We start from the raw sequence: 14,916 nt of genomic DNA on the forward strand, positions 1-14,916 counted from the left end.
CACATCCATGGCCATTTTAGTTATTCGAGTTCAAGCTGCTACTTCATAAAAAAATAGCCTGGTTAACACCGTTCCTAATCTTGAGTCGAAGTTTTAAGTATGAATGTCATACCATTAATAAGGCTAGCATTGTATGATTAAAATATCGACAGTTTGTTACATTCGATTCAGTTTTAGTTACCCAAATGAACAGGTCGCACATCTCGCATTCTAATAAGAACTCGTAGGACATCATTCGCAGGAGGCACGGTATGTCATTTCTCAAGAAAACGCTCGCAAGCTTTGGTATAGGATCAGCGAAAGTTGATGCTGTGTTGCATCAAGAAGTCCTTATTCCTGGAGAAACCGTCGCTGTGACCATTCATGTCTATGGAGGGGCGACGGAACAAGCCATTGACCATATCAACGTTAAACTCTGTTGTCAGTATGTCGAAGAAGTGGTCAAAAAAGATCGCCATACCGACGCAAAACGACGTGAAAAAGTGAAACGTCAATTTGTGTTGGATGACTGGAGGTTGCCATACTCATTTACCATTAACCCCAGTGAAGAGCGTGAATTCGACGTTAATCTAAATGTGCCTTGGAATACGCCAGTCACTATTGGAGACTCAAAAGTGTGGCTAGAAACGAGCTTAGATATAGACAACGCCATCGACCCATCTGATGAAGATCGTTTAACGGTGCGCCCAGACCCTATTATGGACGGTATTTTTTCTGAGCTTGAAGAACAAGGTTTAAGGATTCGTCAGGTAGAGTGTGAGGCAGCCAAGGGGTTTGAACTGCCGTTTGTACAACAGTTTGAGTTTGTTCCAACTACAGGCCCTTATCATGGGTTAGTACGCGAGGTCGAACTGCTGCTGTATCGTGATCAAGATGCATTGCAAATATGGGTTGAGATTGACCGTCAGAAGAAAGGGTTAGGCGGAATGATTTCAAGGTTTATTGGTAACGATGAAATCACCCACAAGTTGACCATCACCTTACCCGTGGATCCGGTTGACGCTGGGCAACAAGTCTTAGGTCTGATTGATCAGCTTAGAGGTTAGCGTTTCCAAAAGGCGGGCACAAATAACACCAAAATGGTGAGAATTTCGAGCCGGCCCAATAACATCCCAAAGCTTAGTAGCCACTTTGCCGCATCCGGTAAGGTGGCGAAATTCCCTGTAGGTCCAATTACGGCCCCCATGCCTGGTCCAACATTCGCAACCGCTGTTATGGCTCCGGATAAGCTGGTTATTGGGTCGAGCCCCATAGATGCAAGCAGCGCGGCAAGTACAATGATGGTGATGAAAAACAGTAAGCTAAACGCAACCACTGAACGCACGATATCTTCACTGACTTTTTTACGGTTGTAGCGCTGCACAAACACACCTCTTGGGTGTATCAGTTTCATAAGTTGAATCTTTAGTAACGACCGAGCCACTTGAAAGCGAAACAGCTTTATCCCACCACTGGTAGAGCCTGAGCACGCCCCCGTCATCAATAGAAATACAAACAGTACGGAGGGTAGCGCGCCCCAAGACGTGAAGTCGTCCAACCCAAACCCTGTGGTTGTCATCACCGACACAACGTTAAACATTGATACTCTGATTGCATCACTAGTGGGGTAGTCATCAACTAGGGTAAGCCATAGCCCCACCAAAACACTCGCCAATAAAAAGAGTCGAGCGAAACCTTTAACCTGTTCATCGGACAGTATTTTTCTCGGGCTTTTTTGCGTCACTAACGAAACAAACAGCAAGAATGGTAAGCCACCCAAAAACATGAATAGTATGGCAACCCAATGAGCGCGGTAAGAAAAGTGATTCATTGAACCATCGGATGTTGAGTAACCGCCGGTAGACAATGTGGTTAAGGCGTGATTGATCGCTTCAAACAAGTTCATGCCACTAAGCAGGTAACCTGCAAAGCACAGCACGGTCAGGGTGATGTACACGGTGACAATGTTTTTGGCGACGTTTTTAATTCGCGGTGAGCTTTTATCTGACCAGTCTGACGATTCGGTTTGAAATAGTCGCATACCACCGATGTTGAGCATCGGAAGTATTGCCACTCCCATAACGATAAAACCAATGCCACCTAGCCATTGTAAGGTAGAGCGCCACAGCAAAATGCTGTGCGACATGCTGTCTAGGCCACTAAGCACCGTAGAGCCGGTGGTAGTGATCCCCGACATGGTCTCAAAATAGGCATCGGTGAAACTGATATGGTTAATGAAAACGAACGGCAGCGCCGCAAACACACTGCTCACCGTCCAGACCAGCGCTGTGATTAAAAACATATCACGAACGCCAAGTTTAAAATCGACAGTTTTGCCAATGGCGAGAAAGCCCAATGCGGAAAAGTGAGTAATGGCCACGGCTAGCGCGAATTCTATAAACCCGCTTCCTGGGTTAAACAGCGCCAACACCGTGGGCGGGTACATAAACAACGCCACTTTGGACAGCACCAGTCCAAGCACGAATAGAATGGGGCGTACGTTAACCATTATCGCTGCGCTTAGTTACAAGAAGAAAGGACTAGGTTGGAACAAGGCTTCGACGTCAGGGACAAATTTCTTGTCGACCAAAAACATCACCACGTGGTCATCTTGTTCAATCACAGTACGATCGTGTGCAATAAGCACCTCATCCCCACGCACAATGGCGCCAATGGTGGTACCGGGTGGAAGTTTTATCTCACCTATCGCTTTGCCCACCACTTTCGAGGTGTTTTCATCGCCGTGAGCAATGGCTTCAATGGCTTCCGCTGCGCCACGTCTAAGTGAACTTACGTTAACAATATCCGCGCGTCTTACGTGGGTTAGCAGCGCAGAAATAGTGGCTTGTTGGGGGGAGATGGCAACATCAATACTACCGCCTTGAACCAAGTCGACATAGGCGCCGCGTTGGATAAGTACCATCACTTTTTTAGCGCCAAGCTTTTTGGCCAACATCGCAGACATAATGTTGGTTTCGTCTTCGTTGGTCAGTGCAATGTAGACGTCTACTTGGTCGATGCTCTCTTCGCTGAGTAGCTCTTGATCCGCTGCATCACCACAAAATACGGTGGTGTGCTCTAACTCTTCCGATAACGACTCTGCCCGTTTATAGCTGCGTTCAATGAGCTTCACGTTGTAGCTTCTTTCTAGGCGTTTAGCCAAGCTAGCACCAATGTTACCCCCACCCACTATCATGATGCGTCGGTACGGTTTTTCAAGACGTTGCAACTCACTCATAACAGAGCGAATGTTGTTGCTGGCAGCGACAAAAAAGACTTCGTCGTCGGCTTCAATAATGGTGGTACCTTGCGGTCGAATAGGTCGACCTTGACGAAATATTGCGGCCACTCGCGTATCGATGTGCGGCATGTGCTCGCGTAATGCAGAAATCGCGTTCCCCACAAGCGGTCCACCGTAATAGGCTTTTACGGCAACCAAGCTCACTTTTTGCTCAGCAAAGCTAACCACTTGCAGTGCACCAGGGTATTGAATGAGCCTCTCAATATAGCTGGTGACGAGGGCTTCAGGCGCGATCAGATGATCAACAGGGACGGCGCCAGAGTGGAATAGCGTGTCTTTTTCTTGCAGATATTCGGATGAACGGATCCGAGCAATTCGATTTGGGGTGTTAAATACAGTAAACGCAATCTGACAAGCCGCCATATTGGTTTCGTCGGTATTAGTTACTGCCACCAGCATGTCAGCATCTTGAGCACCAGCTTCACGCAGCACGCTAGGGTGACTTGCGTAACCATGGATAACACGAAGATCGTACTTATCTTGTAGCTCGGCTAACCGATCACTGTCGGTGTCCACAACCGTAATGTCGTTGTTTTCCCCTACTAAGTTTTCGGCTAGCGTACCGCCGACTTGACCTGCGCCCAAGATGATAATTTTCATACTGGTATTTTTCCTGTTACGCCTGCTTAGTGAGCACGGCGTAATAAAATCCGTCCATGTTGTCTTGTCCTGGCAATATTTGCAGCCCAGGCGCTTCAATGTCACTGAGCTCCAATTGAGCATCACTGGTGCGGGACAAGAATGCTTTAACTTGTTCGACATTCTCTTGAGGAGTGATCGAGCAAGTTGCGTAAACCATTGTGCCACCAACTTTTAATTGCTGCCACATAGCATCCATAATTTCGCGCTGTAAGTCCGCCAGTGCCTCAATATCGTTGGCGCGGCGCAACCACTTAATGTCTGGATGACGACGGATCACACCCGTTGCAGAGCACGGTGCATCCAACAAAATCTTGTCAAACTGCTCGCCTTGCCACCAATCTTGTGGATAGCGCGCATCCCCACAAATGATTTGTGCTGAAATGTTCAAGCGTTCAAAGTTATCGTGTACTCGTTCTAGACGTTGTTCATCACTGTCCACCGCGACCACTTGCGCGTTTGGTGCAAGCTCTATGATGTGCGCGGTTTTACCCCCCGGAGCGGCGCAGCAATCGAGGATCAGTTCGTCGTCTTGAGGCTTTAAAAAACCAGCCGAGAGTTGAGCCGCGGCATCTTGAACCGATGCCCAGCCTTGCTCAAAACCGGGGAGGTTGCGAACGTCTTGTGGTTTTTCTAGCAGCAGTGCATGCGGAGCAAGAACATTTTTGGTGGCCGCAATGCCTTCTTGTTCAAGCAGGGCAAGGTACGCATCGACGCTGTTGTGCTGAGTGTTGACTCTGATCCACATAGGGGCTTTGGTATTGTTTGCTTCAACAATACTTTGCCATTGCTCAGGGTACGCCTCTTTAAGCAGTTTAAGCAGCCAGCTAGGGTGGACATATTTTCCAGCATCAAAGCTGATGGCTTTGGCATCAAGTGCCTCTTTGTTGCGCTGGTAGTTACGCAGCACAGCATTAATGAGGCCTCGGAGTCTTGGACCTTTAAGGTCTTTGGTTGCTTCTACCGTTTCGGCAACGGCTGCGTGCTCGGCAACGCGCATCGCACTTAACTGATAAAGCCCGACTAAAATGAGATGGTGAAAGACTCGTTGTTTTCCTTTTAGTGGTTTATCCATCAACTCCGAAGCTATGGCTTCTAAACGAGGTAATACACGCAACGAGCCATAGCAAATCTCTTGCAGTAGGGCGTGATCACGGGGTCTAATTTTACCTAACGCTTGAGGAAGTAAGGTGGACATGGATTGGCCTTTATCGACCACACGGAAAAGGACATCGGCAGCAACAGCGCGAACATTCATAACAGTACCTGTAACAGAAAGAGGGCATCTCTGCCCTCGAAAAGTTCTAATAAATTAAAAGGGGTGGCTAGCTTAGTGTAGACCCAACGGTAAACCAGTCAGCGCGTGAGTTCAAAATATCTTGAACAGACATCGCTTTTTTACCTGGTACTTGCAAGCTCTCTAGGACCAGTACGCCTTCACCAGTTGCAACATATAATCCGCTTTTATCCGCTTGGATTATTGTACCTGGTGCTTGATCGACCGTGCGTGTGTCAACACGGCTCTGCCAAAGCTTAATGGCGTGCTCATTGGCGACAAAGTGACTGATTGGCCAAGGGTTGAAGGCTCTTACACAGCGCTCGATATGTTCAGCGCTTTGCGTCCAGTCGATTTTTGCTTCGTCTTTGCTCAGCTTTTTGGCGTAGTTCGCAAGCTCGTCGTCTTGTTTAACTGGCTTTGCAGTGCCATTCGCAATCTCTTTTACACAATCAATGAGTGCGGTAGGACCAAGCTGAGCCAATTTGTTGTACATACTGGTGCTGGTATCGTCACGGTCGATCTCAAGAGTGGCAATTTTTAGCATGTCACCTGTGTCTAACCCAATATCCATCTGCATGATGGTGACGCCGGTTTCGCTATCTCCAGCCCATATAGAGCGCTGAATAGGCGCCGCGCCGCGCCAGCGGGGAAGGATTGACCCATGAACATTGATACACCCCAATTTCGGGGTATCGAGAACCACTTGCGGTAGCAGTAACCCGTAGGCCACGACAACCATTAGGTCTGCGTCCAGTGCCGCCAATTCAGTTTTAGCTTCGTCAGATTTAAAGTTCTCTGGCTGAAAAACTGGAATGTCATGGCTCTTAGCCAAGGTTTTTACCGCAGACTCAGCCAGTTTTTTACCTCGTCCGGCAGGACGATCTGGCTGTGTGTACGCCGCGATCACATGGTGTTCGCTGTCAATCAATGCTTGTAAATGTTTTGCGGCAAAGTCTGGCGTGCCTGCAAAGACAATGTTTAGAGGCTTACTCAATGGGGTGACCTATTGTTGGCGTTCGTTGAAGCGTTTGATTTTTTCTAGCTTGTCTTTAATTCGCTTGCGCTTTAAAGGAGACAAATAATCGACAAACAATTTGCCTTTTAAATGGTCCATTTCGTGTTGCACACAAATAGCGAGTAAATCGTCGGCTTCAAAGCTGAACTCTTTACCGTCGCGATCGAGCGCTTTTACAGTGACTTCTGCAGCACGTGGCACTAAGGCCTTAGCGCCAGGAACCGATAGACAGCCTTCTTCAATGCCGTCTTCACCGCTTTTTTCGATGATTTCTGGATTGATCAATACCATTGGTTGATCGCGAGTGTCAGACACATCAATGACGATCAATTGCTTGTGGTAATCCACCTGCGTTGCGGCAAGACCAATCCCCTCTTCGGCGTACATGGTTTCAATCATGTCGTCGATCATGGTTTGGAGTTCAGGTGTGAATTCTGTAAGTGGCGTTGCGACAGTGCGCAAGCGCTCATCAGGAAAAGTAAGTACTGGTAATAATGACATAATGACTTAGTAATGTTGAACCGCGCCGTAAAGCGCACAAGATAATTGGGTCAATTCTAGACATTTTGTCACCCAATTGACAGCCTTGGTGCAATTTTGCACAACAAATCTAGGGAGAAAGTGTGGATGAGACGCTTCGAAGTTGGCTGATACTGTGGATGACCCCTGGCATTGGTCCGGTAAAATTTTCTGCGATCATCGATGCAGTCACGCCTCAAGAGCTTTTATCGTATTCACATAGGGAGCTGACACTTGCGGGGTTTAATCCTACTCAAACTCAATTTTTGCGCTCAACCCACCATCCATGGCTATCCAAAATAGACGCTTGGTTAGACGGTGGTGAGCAGCGCCACTGTTTGGCGCGCTATCATGAGCAGTATCCCGGTCAGCTATTGGAGACATCGGCATCCCCGCCGGTATTATTTGTTGAAGGAGCGCTCAAGTGGCTAACGCGCCCGCAAGTGGCTATTGTCGGCAGTCGCAACGCAAGCTTTGATGGCAAACAGATAGCGTCTCAATTTTCGGCAAGACTAGCTAAAGATGGCATTACCACCACCAGTGGATTAGCCCTTGGCATTGATGGCTGTGCCCATCAAGGGGCGCTCTCTACATGCTCTGAGTCGGCGAGCACTGTCGCAGTGTTAGGCTCGGGTTTACAGCACATCTATCCCAAGCGCCACACCCTGCTCGCTACCCGTATTAAAGAGCAGGGGGCATTGGTCTCTGAATTCGCACCATGGGTCAGACCAAAAGCTGGGCACTTCCCCAGGCGAAATCGTATTATCAGTGGGCTAGCCAGTGCTGTATTGGTGGTTGAAGCGGCACACAAAAGTGGTTCGCTCATCACCGCTCGCTACGCGGCCGAGCAAAATAGAGATGTCTTTGTGGTGCCCGGAGCCTTTCATTCACCGATGTCCACTGGCAGCAATGCACTGGTTAATGAGGGGGCGGTACTTATTCAAAGCTACCAGCAGCTCCTTAACCGGTGTCGCTCGGTGCCGAATATGGCATACAATGATCGTCGGAACTCAATAAGTCACTCACAGTCGTTAACGTCACTATCGCCTCAAAACGAAGAAACTCGATTAAACGGGGGTAATGACCCCGATACCGGCTTGCCTTTCCCGTTGCTGTTAGCTAATTTAGGGGTAGAACCCACGCCGGTTGATATTCTTGCCCAGCGTACCCATATAAAGGTTCAAGAGCTCATGACCCAACTTGTTGAATTAGAACTCGCAGGTCATGTTGCATCGGTAGCTGGTGGCTACATTCGTATTAGGGGGAACGCGCCATGATGGATATCTTGATGTATCTGTTCGAAACTTATATCCATAGTGAGTCTGAACTGGTCATTAATCAGGAAGAGCTTGAAGAAGAACTGCTTAAGGCAGGATTTCGTAAACAAGAGATCTATAAAGCGCTCAACTGGTTAGAAGAGCTTGCTGCGCTGCAGCAAGAAGACGCTGCGCAAGGCATTGCAACCAGTGCTGCATCGTCTACGCGTATCTACACCGAACAGGAAGCCCTCCGCCTAAATGCTGAATGCAGAGGTTTTTTGCTGCTGTTAGAGCAAGCCGGGGTATTGATGCCCGAAACTCGCGAGTTGGTGATTGACCGGGTAATGGGGATCGATATAGAAGAATTTAGCCTAGAAGAGTTAAAGTGGGTGGTACTGATGGTACTGTTTAACTCTCCTGGCAACGAAAATGCCTACATGCAAATGGAAGAGTTGCTGTATTCGAGAGAGCAAGGGTTGCTTCATTAATTCCCGGCTAATGCGTTAAGAGCTGGCCGATACCCCGTGTGAGTTGTGATGAGTTCTAAAATTGATCCCGCTTTATTTGGTGCTCATGAGCACGCTTTAGATAATCAAACCTGCCCTCAATGCCTCGAGGGAACGCTGACATTAAAACACGGTAAACGTGGTCCTTTTCTTGGCTGCAATCGCTATCCAGATTGTGACTATATCCATTCGTTAAATCATAATGACGGCCACATCGTGAAGCCTTTGGGCGTTGCCTGTCCAAAGTGCGAGAACGAATTGGTATTGCGCCAAGGTCGCTATGGCATGTTTATTGGCTGCAGTGCTTATCCACAGTGTCAGCATATCGAGTCGTTAGATGCCCCCAAAGAGCAGGTTGAAGCGACAGTGTCGTGCCCAGAATGCGCTGAAGGAACGTTAACTGCGAGGCGCAGTCGTAATGGAAAGACGTTTTACGCCTGTAACGCCTACCCAAAGTGCAAGTTTGCCGTAAACTTCCCGCCGGTTGTGGGTCAGTGTCAAGAATGTGGTTACCCGTTGTTGGTGGAAAAAAAGCACGCTTTGGTGTGTGCTAGTCGTGGTTGCCAAACTAAGCAAGAGAACTAAGCAAGAGAACTAAGCAAGGCAGTTAAACTGTACAAAGAATGTAAAAAACGGGTTCATCAACTGATGAACCCGTTTTTATTTTCAGACCATTTTCATTGCTTACAATGGATGATGTTTATTTAATACCAATCGAAGTAATTAACTGGTCAGAAAATTGCGCCAGAAAAATCGCTAAGAGCAAGGCAAAGATTGCTGTAGATAGTTGTCCTACCTACAAAATCTTTAACGCCGCTATTAGCGATTTTAACAAGCAAGAATGATCAGTTAATTGCTTTGGTTGGTATAAGATGCTTTAACACCGGAAAAGCATCGCTGTCCAAGATAGCGGCGACGTGTTTAAGTCGGTTATCAAGCTCGGCTTTGGTTTGGCCACATAGATTAATGTGGCCCATCTTGCGACCAGCTCTCTTATCTTTTCCATACCAATGAATGTGACAATCAGCCAGTGCTAACAAAGCGGTAGGTACACTGTCTTCACCCAAAATGTTAATCATTGCGGTAGGTCGTATGCATTCAGTCGATCCTAAGGGAAGTCCACAGACCGCACGAATATGGTTTTCAAACTGACAGGTGATGGCACCTTGCTGAGTCCAGTGTCCTGAGTTGTGAACTCTAGGTGCGATCTCATTGACCAACAGCTGTCCATCAACATCAAAGAACTCGAGCGCTAATACGCCAACGTAATCTAATGAGTCCGCGACAGCCTCGAACATCTGCTTGGCTTGCTGCTGAAGCTGCGGCTCGTCAATGGCGGTGGACAGTGTTAACACGCCATCGGTGTGAACATTTTCGGCTAATGGGTACACTTTGACTTCACCGGTGGTGCTTCTCGCGCCGACTAAAGACACTTCTCGTTGAAACGGAATAAAGGCTTCAGCCACGATCGCTTGGGCGGGTGACTCAGAGATACACTGCTGCATCTCTTGCCAAATAGCGTCCATTTGTGCGCGCTCTTTTAAACGCCATTGGCCTTTACCATCGTAACCGCCTAGAGCACTTTTAAGCACCATAGGGAGCCCAACGGTGGCAACTGCCGCATCAAAGTCTTCACGGGTATTGATGATCGCATAAGGGGCGTTTTTGACCTTAGCGTCATCAAGCAGTGATTTTTCTATTCTTCTATCGCCACCGGCTTTAATCGCCTTGGTGGTTGGATAGAACTTTCCACTTTGTTCGCATAAATCGAGTACATCGTGAGGGATGTGTTCAAATTCTGCTGTGATCACATCCGCAGAGGCAATAGCATCAACCAATCCATGTCCTAACACTGCCTGCGTAAGCGGGTGAACGATGTTTTCACTGCCAACATCAAAGGCTTTGATGTCGATGTTAAGTGGTGCAACGGCCAGTGACATCATTCGTGCTAACTGACCGGAACCCAACACTAAAACTTGAGTTATGGTTGAAGCCATAATGCTTAGTCCTCTGCAGGGTTTGGATTAGCGAGAACAGTTTCCGTCTGTTTTGCTCGGAACTCTTCTACCTTGCTCATTACTTGCTCATCAAAAGTACCGATGATTTGAGCCGCCAGTAGACCAGAGTTAGCCGCGCCCGCTTCACCTATCGCTAGTGTCCCAACCGCAATGCCTTTAGGCATCTGCACAATAGAGTATAAAGAGTCCATACCACTCATGGTGCGTGATTGAACAGGAACACCGAGTACTGGCAGGCTAGTAAAAGCGGCTGTCATACCTGGAAGATGTGCTGCACCTCCTGCCCCTGCAATGATCACTTTTAGGCCGCGCTCTTTTGCAGAACTGGCGTAGTCGGCAAGGAGTTGTGGAGTGCGGTGCGCTGAAACCACTTTGGTTTCGTACTCTACACCGAAAGTATCCAGCATCTCAGCGGCCAGTTTCATGGTTGGCCAATCAGATTTCGAGCCCATAATAATACCGACTTTCATTTACCTACCTCTTTAATCTTTTATCTGCGAAGGGGAATTTGCGCGCATTATACGACTGTTTTTGCTTTAGGAAAACGTTTGCGTCAACTTGTTTAAGATTTTTAGTTTGAGCAATGAAAACGATTCGCAGTACACTAAGGGACGTTTTATCGCTCAAATAGGGAATGCAGTGATCGATTTACAAGCCGCCATTGAGGCGCTTAATAATGGGGGCGTGATTGCTTACCCAACGGAAGGTGTGTTTGGTGTTGGATGCGATCCCGACAATCAACAGGCATTAGAAAGCCTGTTAAATATTAAGCAGCGAGATCCTAGTAAAGGGTTAATCCTTATCGCGTCGTCATTTGAGCAGTTAATGCCATACGTTGACCTTAGCCAAGTGACCTCCGAACAATTAGAGCGCGCAACTCGCACCTGGCCCGGGCCGTTTACTTGGGTTATCCCAGCCTCTGAGCGCTTGCTCTCCCTTGTGAGCGGGCAGTTTGATTCTGTGGCTGTCAGAGTGACGGATCATCCGTTGGTTATTGAGCTGTGTGAACAGTTTGGAAAACCGATTACATCTACCAGTGCTAATTTGAGCGGGCAACCCGCATGTATCACTTACCAGGAAGTGGAGCAGCAACTTGGTGATACCGCTGTCGTCATTGTTAAAGGGCAGACAGGCGGTCGTCAGGGACCAAGCGAGATTCGAGATATCCTAACATCGACCACTTTGAGGCAGGGATAGTATGCAGTCATCACAACAAGCAATAGACATCCAGGCGGTAAAGCAGTTTTTACTTGGGTTGCAAGACACCATCTGTGACGCGTTAGAGAAGGTCGATGGTGTTGCAACCTTTGAGCAGGAAATCTGGTCGAGAGAGCCAGGAGAAAGACTTGGTGGCGGCGGTCGTACCCGAGTGATGACCAATGGGCATGTGTTTGAGCAAGGAGGAGTTAACTTCTCTCATGTTGAAGGCAAGAGCATGCCAAAATCTGCGACAGCGCACCGGCCAGAGCTGGAGGGACGTCGATATCAAGCGATGGGCGTTTCGTTAGTGATGCATCCGCATAACCCTTATGTCCCAACATCGCACGCCAATGTTCGATTCTTTGTCGCCGAAAAAGAAGGGTGTGACCCTATTTGGTGGTTTGGCGGCGGTTTCGACCTTACACCTTTTTATCCGTTTGAGCAGGACGCACAGCATTGGCATGATGTAGCGAAGACTGTGTGCGAGCCTTTTGGTGACTCAGTCTATGACGAGCACAAGAAGTGGTGCGACGAGTATTTTTATCTACCTCACCGAGATGAGACCCGTGGTGTTGGGGGCCTGTTTTTTGACGACCTGAATCAGTGGCCGTTTGAACAGTGTTTTGCTTACATGCAAGCGGTGGGTTTGGGTTATATCGACGCTTATGTCCCCATTGTTGAACGACGTCATCAAACCTCCTTTTCCGATCGCCAACGTCAGTTTCAGCTTTATCGACGCGGGCGCTATGTCGAGTTTAATTTGGTGTATGACAGAGGCACCTTGTTTGGATTGCAAAGTGGGGGAAGGACTGAGTCAATATTAATGTCGATGCCCCCATTGGCACGTTGGGAATACAACTATCATCCCGAAGATGGCAGCGAAGAAGCCCAACTGTACGACTACTTAACACCAAGAGCATGGTAAACAATTAAACAAAGCGCCCAAACAGGGTGCTTTTTTTCGTTGAACACTAATGATAGGGTCATACATGACTCGACAATAACGACAAGGATTAGATAGGTCATGTCTGACAACAGCCAACACTCCACTCAATCAGCAATGTCACAAACCAGTGTGGATCAATACAAGGTCTATGGAAGCCCTATCAGTCAGAGTAAATCACCTTTTATTCATACGTTATTTGCGCGTCAGACAAATCAATCCCTCTCTTATACCGCTTGTGAACCGAAGAATGACGACTTCGTTGGCGAAGTAACGCAGTTTTTTGCTGAAGGTGGCAGGGGGTGCAACATCACCATGCCGTATAAAGAAGAGGCTTTCGAGTTTGCCAACCAACTTACGGATCGAGCAAAACGAGCGGGCGCGGTTAATACACTGAAAAAGCTCGATGATGGCAAGATTCTTGGAGACACCACAGACGGTGAGGGGCTAGTACAAGACCTGCTGCAATACAATACTGTGCTGCAAGGGGCGAACATTTTGCTTATTGGCGCTGGAGGTGCGGCGCGAGGTGTGATCCAACCTCTGCTCGAACAGTCTCCATTGAGTTTAACGATAACCAATCGAACTTATGAAAAAGCGCAACAGCTTCAACAGGTGTTTGCCGATATAGGGCCAGTAATCAGCCAACCATTAGATGAAATTAACCAAACCTTTGATGTGGTGATTAATTCAACTTCGACAAGTTTGTCCAACAGTCTGCCTCCGGTGTCTTCAGCGATCTTCGGCCGTCAGACCGTTGCATACGATATGGTTTATGGCAAAGGCGTCACCACATTTAACCAATGGGCACTCGATAATGGGGCCGCTCACGCTTTTGATGGTCTAGGGATGCTGGTGGGCCAGGCAGCAGAAAGCTTTATGCTTTGGCGTGGTATTCGACCAGGAGCGAAACAGGTCTTGCGAGAGCTACGTAAGAATCTACAGTCCTGATCTACAAGACTCACTCAATCACCTTGGAACTAAAGACATGAATCAATCAATACTATTTGGTGATGAGCTGCGCTGGGACGAACAGCAACGCTGTGTCATCTTCACCGCCCAATCTATGGGGGCGTTATTGGAATGCATTGTTCCAGCTGTGTTACTTGAGGAACTTGCTGGCAAGCCGGTGATTGAGCAAAATGAAGGGTTTTCGGTATTTAACCAGTTTCGATTCGATCTAGAAGAGACAGCGGAACAGTTAATAGAAGATGAAGAATACGACTCGCAAGGGCGAGTCGTAGTAAATACGCTGAATTAGTTTAAATCGTGTACTTCTTCAATATAGTCATTTTTGTTTTGCACATAGTTGTCGGCCGATTTCTGTAAAAAGGCACGCTCTTGCTCTTTTAGAGGCCTAGCTTGTTTTACTGGGCTACCCACATACAAAAAACCGCTTTCAAGAACTTTGCCTGGTGGTACTAGACTGCCTGCTCCAATCATGACGTCATCCTCGATGATTGCAGCATCCAGAATAATAGCCCCCATACCAACTAATACTCGGTTACCAATGGTGCAGCCATGAAGCATGACTTTATGGCCAACGGTGACATCGTCTCCAATAATGAGAGGGTAACCATTGGGGTTGTCGGCATTTTTGTGAGTGACGTGCAGTACACTGCCGTCCTGAATATTTGAGCGAGCACCAATCTCAATATGATTCACATCACCGCGTGCCGCCACCAATGGCCAAATGCTGGCATCGTCTCCTAGCGTAATGTCTCCAACTAATACGGAACTGCTATCTATATAGACGTTGCGGCCAACTTTAGGGCTTATCCCTTTGTAGCTTCGTAGTGAACTCATCATTTTACCCATCCAAATGCACGTGTTTGTAGGTTCTAGTGTACATAAACATAGCAAAAAAGCCCGTCAATGGCGCTTTTATGTGCAAGTGCACTTTTTTCTGGAAAAAGTGCAATAAAACACTTGCCAATGTGATTCGGATCTCTATAATGCCGCCTCACTGACACGGTAGAGCGCACAACGCTTCAGCCGCATCAGTAGGCCAAGTGGCTGAGTCATTTGCACAATTTCGATTCGAAAATACGCTTCGAAATAAAAAGCAAAAAAGTGTTTGACACTGAGACTCAAATCGCTAGAATGGCCGTCCGCTTCAAGGGAGACCTTAAAGCAGCCTGAACAAGGCAACGCTCTTTAACAATATAAACCTATCAATCTGTGTGGGCACTCGTTGATGATAATCGCTACTTGTTTTTACTTTTTTTATAAAAAGTAAAACAAAAAACGATGTCAAT

Annotated in this window: 16 protein-coding genes; 8 read left to right on the forward strand and 8 right to left on the reverse strand. The window is 47.6% G+C overall.

From position 1 onward, the window contains the following. Positions 1 to 251 precede the first annotated feature (251 nt). Positions 252 to 1,046 (forward strand): sporulation protein, encoded by a 795-nt coding sequence (locus ST37_RS05620; RefSeq protein ID WP_084884521.1) that lies wholly within the window; start codon positions 252 to 254, stop codon positions 1,044 to 1,046. Here ST37_RS05620 and ST37_RS05625 read toward each other — a convergent pair. The 5 genes from ST37_RS05625 to def all read right to left on the reverse strand — a co-directional run bounded on the left by ST37_RS05625 (position 1,043) and on the right by def (position 6,714). After that, positions 1,043 to 2,488 (reverse strand): TrkH family potassium uptake protein, encoded by a 1,446-nt coding sequence (locus tag ST37_RS05625; RefSeq protein WP_084884522.1) that lies wholly within the window; start codon positions 2,486 to 2,488, stop codon positions 1,043 to 1,045. The two genes, ST37_RS05620 and ST37_RS05625, sit on opposite strands and share 4 nt — an antisense overlap. Positions 2,489 to 2,503: 15 nt before the next feature. Continuing rightward, positions 2,504 to 3,880 carry a Trk system potassium transporter TrkA gene (gene trkA / locus ST37_RS05630; RefSeq protein WP_084884524.1) on the reverse strand — a complete coding sequence of 459 codons (1,377 nt, stop codon included), beginning with the start codon at positions 3,878 to 3,880 and terminating at the stop codon, positions 2,504 to 2,506. Between the two features lie 16 nt (positions 3,881 to 3,896). Then, positions 3,897 to 5,177 carry a 16S rRNA (cytosine(967)-C(5))-methyltransferase RsmB gene (gene rsmB / locus ST37_RS05635; protein WP_084884526.1) on the reverse strand — a complete coding sequence of 427 codons (1,281 nt, stop codon included), beginning with the start codon at positions 5,175 to 5,177 and terminating at the stop codon, positions 3,897 to 3,899. 67 nt (positions 5,178 to 5,244) lie between these two features. After that, a complete protein-coding gene (gene fmt / locus ST37_RS05640; protein WP_084884528.1) occupies positions 5,245 to 6,192 on the reverse strand; it encodes a methionyl-tRNA formyltransferase in 948 nt (315 codons plus the stop codon). A 9-nt stretch (positions 6,193 to 6,201) separates the two neighbouring features. Next, on the reverse strand, positions 6,202 to 6,714 hold the full coding sequence (def, locus tag ST37_RS05645; RefSeq protein ID WP_084884530.1) for a peptide deformylase: 513 nt from the start codon (positions 6,712 to 6,714) through the stop codon (positions 6,202 to 6,204). A gap of 158 nt (positions 6,715 to 6,872) precedes the next feature. On the opposite strand from def, the gene dprA reads away from it, so the two are divergent. From dprA to ST37_RS05660, 3 genes are read left to right on the forward strand one after another with little or no spacing between them, the layout of a single operon-like run. Beyond that, positions 6,873 to 8,009: a DNA-processing protein DprA gene (dprA, locus tag ST37_RS05650; RefSeq protein WP_084884550.1), complete on the forward strand. Its 1,137-nt coding sequence runs from the start codon at positions 6,873 to 6,875 to the stop codon at positions 8,007 to 8,009. Continuing rightward, positions 8,006 to 8,479 (forward strand): DUF494 family protein, encoded by a 474-nt coding sequence (locus ST37_RS05655; RefSeq protein ID WP_084884532.1) that lies wholly within the window; start codon positions 8,006 to 8,008, stop codon positions 8,477 to 8,479. The genes dprA and ST37_RS05655 overlap by 4 nt, the downstream gene beginning before the upstream one ends. A gap of 48 nt (positions 8,480 to 8,527) precedes the next feature. After that, on the forward strand, positions 8,528 to 9,082 hold the full coding sequence (locus tag ST37_RS05660) for a topoisomerase DNA-binding C4 zinc finger domain-containing protein (RefSeq protein WP_084884534.1): 555 nt from the start codon (positions 8,528 to 8,530) through the stop codon (positions 9,080 to 9,082). A gap of 260 nt (positions 9,083 to 9,342) precedes the next feature. Here the strand turns inward: ST37_RS05660 and ST37_RS05665 are convergent, their stop codons facing one another. Next, positions 9,343 to 10,494, reverse strand: coding sequence for a 5-(carboxyamino)imidazole ribonucleotide synthase (locus ST37_RS05665; RefSeq protein ID WP_084884536.1), 1,152 nt, complete (start codon positions 10,492 to 10,494; stop codon positions 9,343 to 9,345). Positions 10,495 to 10,499: 5 nt separating this feature from the next. Beyond that, the gene (gene purE, locus ST37_RS05670; RefSeq protein ID WP_084884538.1) at positions 10,500 to 10,985 is read right to left on the reverse strand and encodes a 5-(carboxyamino)imidazole ribonucleotide mutase; all 486 of its coding nucleotides are present in this window, start codon (positions 10,983 to 10,985) and stop codon (positions 10,500 to 10,502) included. 169 nt (positions 10,986 to 11,154) lie between these two features. Here purE and ST37_RS05675 point away from each other — a divergent pair, with 169 nt between their 5' ends. The 4 genes from ST37_RS05675 (at position 11,155) to ST37_RS05690 (ending at position 13,919) form a co-directional block, all read left to right on the forward strand. Continuing rightward, on the forward strand, positions 11,155 to 11,712 hold the full coding sequence (locus ST37_RS05675) for an L-threonylcarbamoyladenylate synthase (protein WP_084884552.1): 558 nt from the start codon (positions 11,155 to 11,157) through the stop codon (positions 11,710 to 11,712). 1 nt (position 11,713) lies between these two features. Then, positions 11,714 to 12,640: an oxygen-dependent coproporphyrinogen oxidase gene (gene hemF / locus ST37_RS05680; RefSeq protein WP_084884540.1), complete on the forward strand. Its 927-nt coding sequence runs from the start codon at positions 11,714 to 11,716 to the stop codon at positions 12,638 to 12,640. Positions 12,641 to 12,775: 135 nt separating this feature from the next. Further along, positions 12,776 to 13,609 (forward strand): shikimate dehydrogenase, encoded by an 834-nt coding sequence (gene aroE, locus ST37_RS05685; RefSeq protein WP_084884555.1) that lies wholly within the window; start codon positions 12,776 to 12,778, stop codon positions 13,607 to 13,609. Between the two features lie 37 nt (positions 13,610 to 13,646). Next, entirely contained in the window at positions 13,647 to 13,919 is a 273-nt protein-coding gene (locus ST37_RS05690) for a DUF1488 domain-containing protein (RefSeq protein ID WP_084884542.1), read from the forward strand. Here the strand turns inward: ST37_RS05690 and ST37_RS05695 are convergent. After that, on the reverse strand, positions 13,916 to 14,464 hold the full coding sequence (locus ST37_RS05695) for a gamma carbonic anhydrase family protein (RefSeq protein ID WP_084884557.1): 549 nt from the start codon (positions 14,462 to 14,464) through the stop codon (positions 13,916 to 13,918). The genes ST37_RS05690 and ST37_RS05695 overlap by 4 nt on opposite strands. Between the last annotated feature and the right edge of the window lie 452 nt (positions 14,465 to 14,916).

Origin of the sequence: Vibrio sp. qd031, from assembly GCF_002100145.1 — a bacterium.
GTDB lineage: Bacteria > Pseudomonadota > Gammaproteobacteria > Enterobacterales > Vibrionaceae > Vibrio.

What these genes read in the sequence shown, in the direction of transcription:
- ST37_RS05620 (WP_084884521.1), top strand. Translation starts at nt 252, where the DNA reads ATGTCATTTCTCAAGAAAACGCTCGCAAGCTTTGGTATAGGATCAGCG.
- ST37_RS05625 (WP_084884522.1), bottom strand. Translation starts at nt 2,488, where the DNA reads ATGGTTAACGTACGCCCCATTCTATTCGTGCTTGGACTGGTGCTGTCC.
- trkA (WP_084884524.1), bottom strand. Translation starts at nt 3,880, where the DNA reads ATGAAAATTATCATCTTGGGCGCAGGTCAAGTCGGCGGTACGCTAGCC.
- rsmB (WP_084884526.1), bottom strand. Translation starts at nt 5,177, where the DNA reads ATGAATGTTCGCGCTGTTGCTGCCGATGTCCTTTTCCGTGTGGTCGAT.
- def (WP_084884530.1), bottom strand. Translation starts at nt 6,714, where the DNA reads ATGTCATTATTACCAGTACTTACTTTTCCTGATGAGCGCTTGCGCACT.
- dprA (WP_084884550.1), top strand. Translation starts at nt 6,873, where the DNA reads ATGACCCCTGGCATTGGTCCGGTAAAATTTTCTGCGATCATCGATGCA.
- ST37_RS05655 (WP_084884532.1), top strand. Translation starts at nt 8,006, where the DNA reads ATGATGGATATCTTGATGTATCTGTTCGAAACTTATATCCATAGTGAG.
- ST37_RS05660 (WP_084884534.1), top strand. Translation starts at nt 8,528, where the DNA reads ATGAGTTCTAAAATTGATCCCGCTTTATTTGGTGCTCATGAGCACGCT.
- ST37_RS05665 (WP_084884536.1), bottom strand. Translation starts at nt 10,494, where the DNA reads ATGGCTTCAACCATAACTCAAGTTTTAGTGTTGGGTTCCGGTCAGTTA.
- purE (WP_084884538.1), bottom strand. Translation starts at nt 10,985, where the DNA reads ATGAAAGTCGGTATTATTATGGGCTCGAAATCTGATTGGCCAACCATG.
- hemF (WP_084884540.1), top strand. Translation starts at nt 11,714, where the DNA reads ATGCAGTCATCACAACAAGCAATAGACATCCAGGCGGTAAAGCAGTTT.
- aroE (WP_084884555.1), top strand. Translation starts at nt 12,776, where the DNA reads ATGTCACAAACCAGTGTGGATCAATACAAGGTCTATGGAAGCCCTATC.
- ST37_RS05690 (WP_084884542.1), top strand. Translation starts at nt 13,647, where the DNA reads ATGAATCAATCAATACTATTTGGTGATGAGCTGCGCTGGGACGAACAG.
- ST37_RS05695 (WP_084884557.1), bottom strand. Translation starts at nt 14,464, where the DNA reads ATGAGTTCACTACGAAGCTACAAAGGGATAAGCCCTAAAGTTGGCCGC.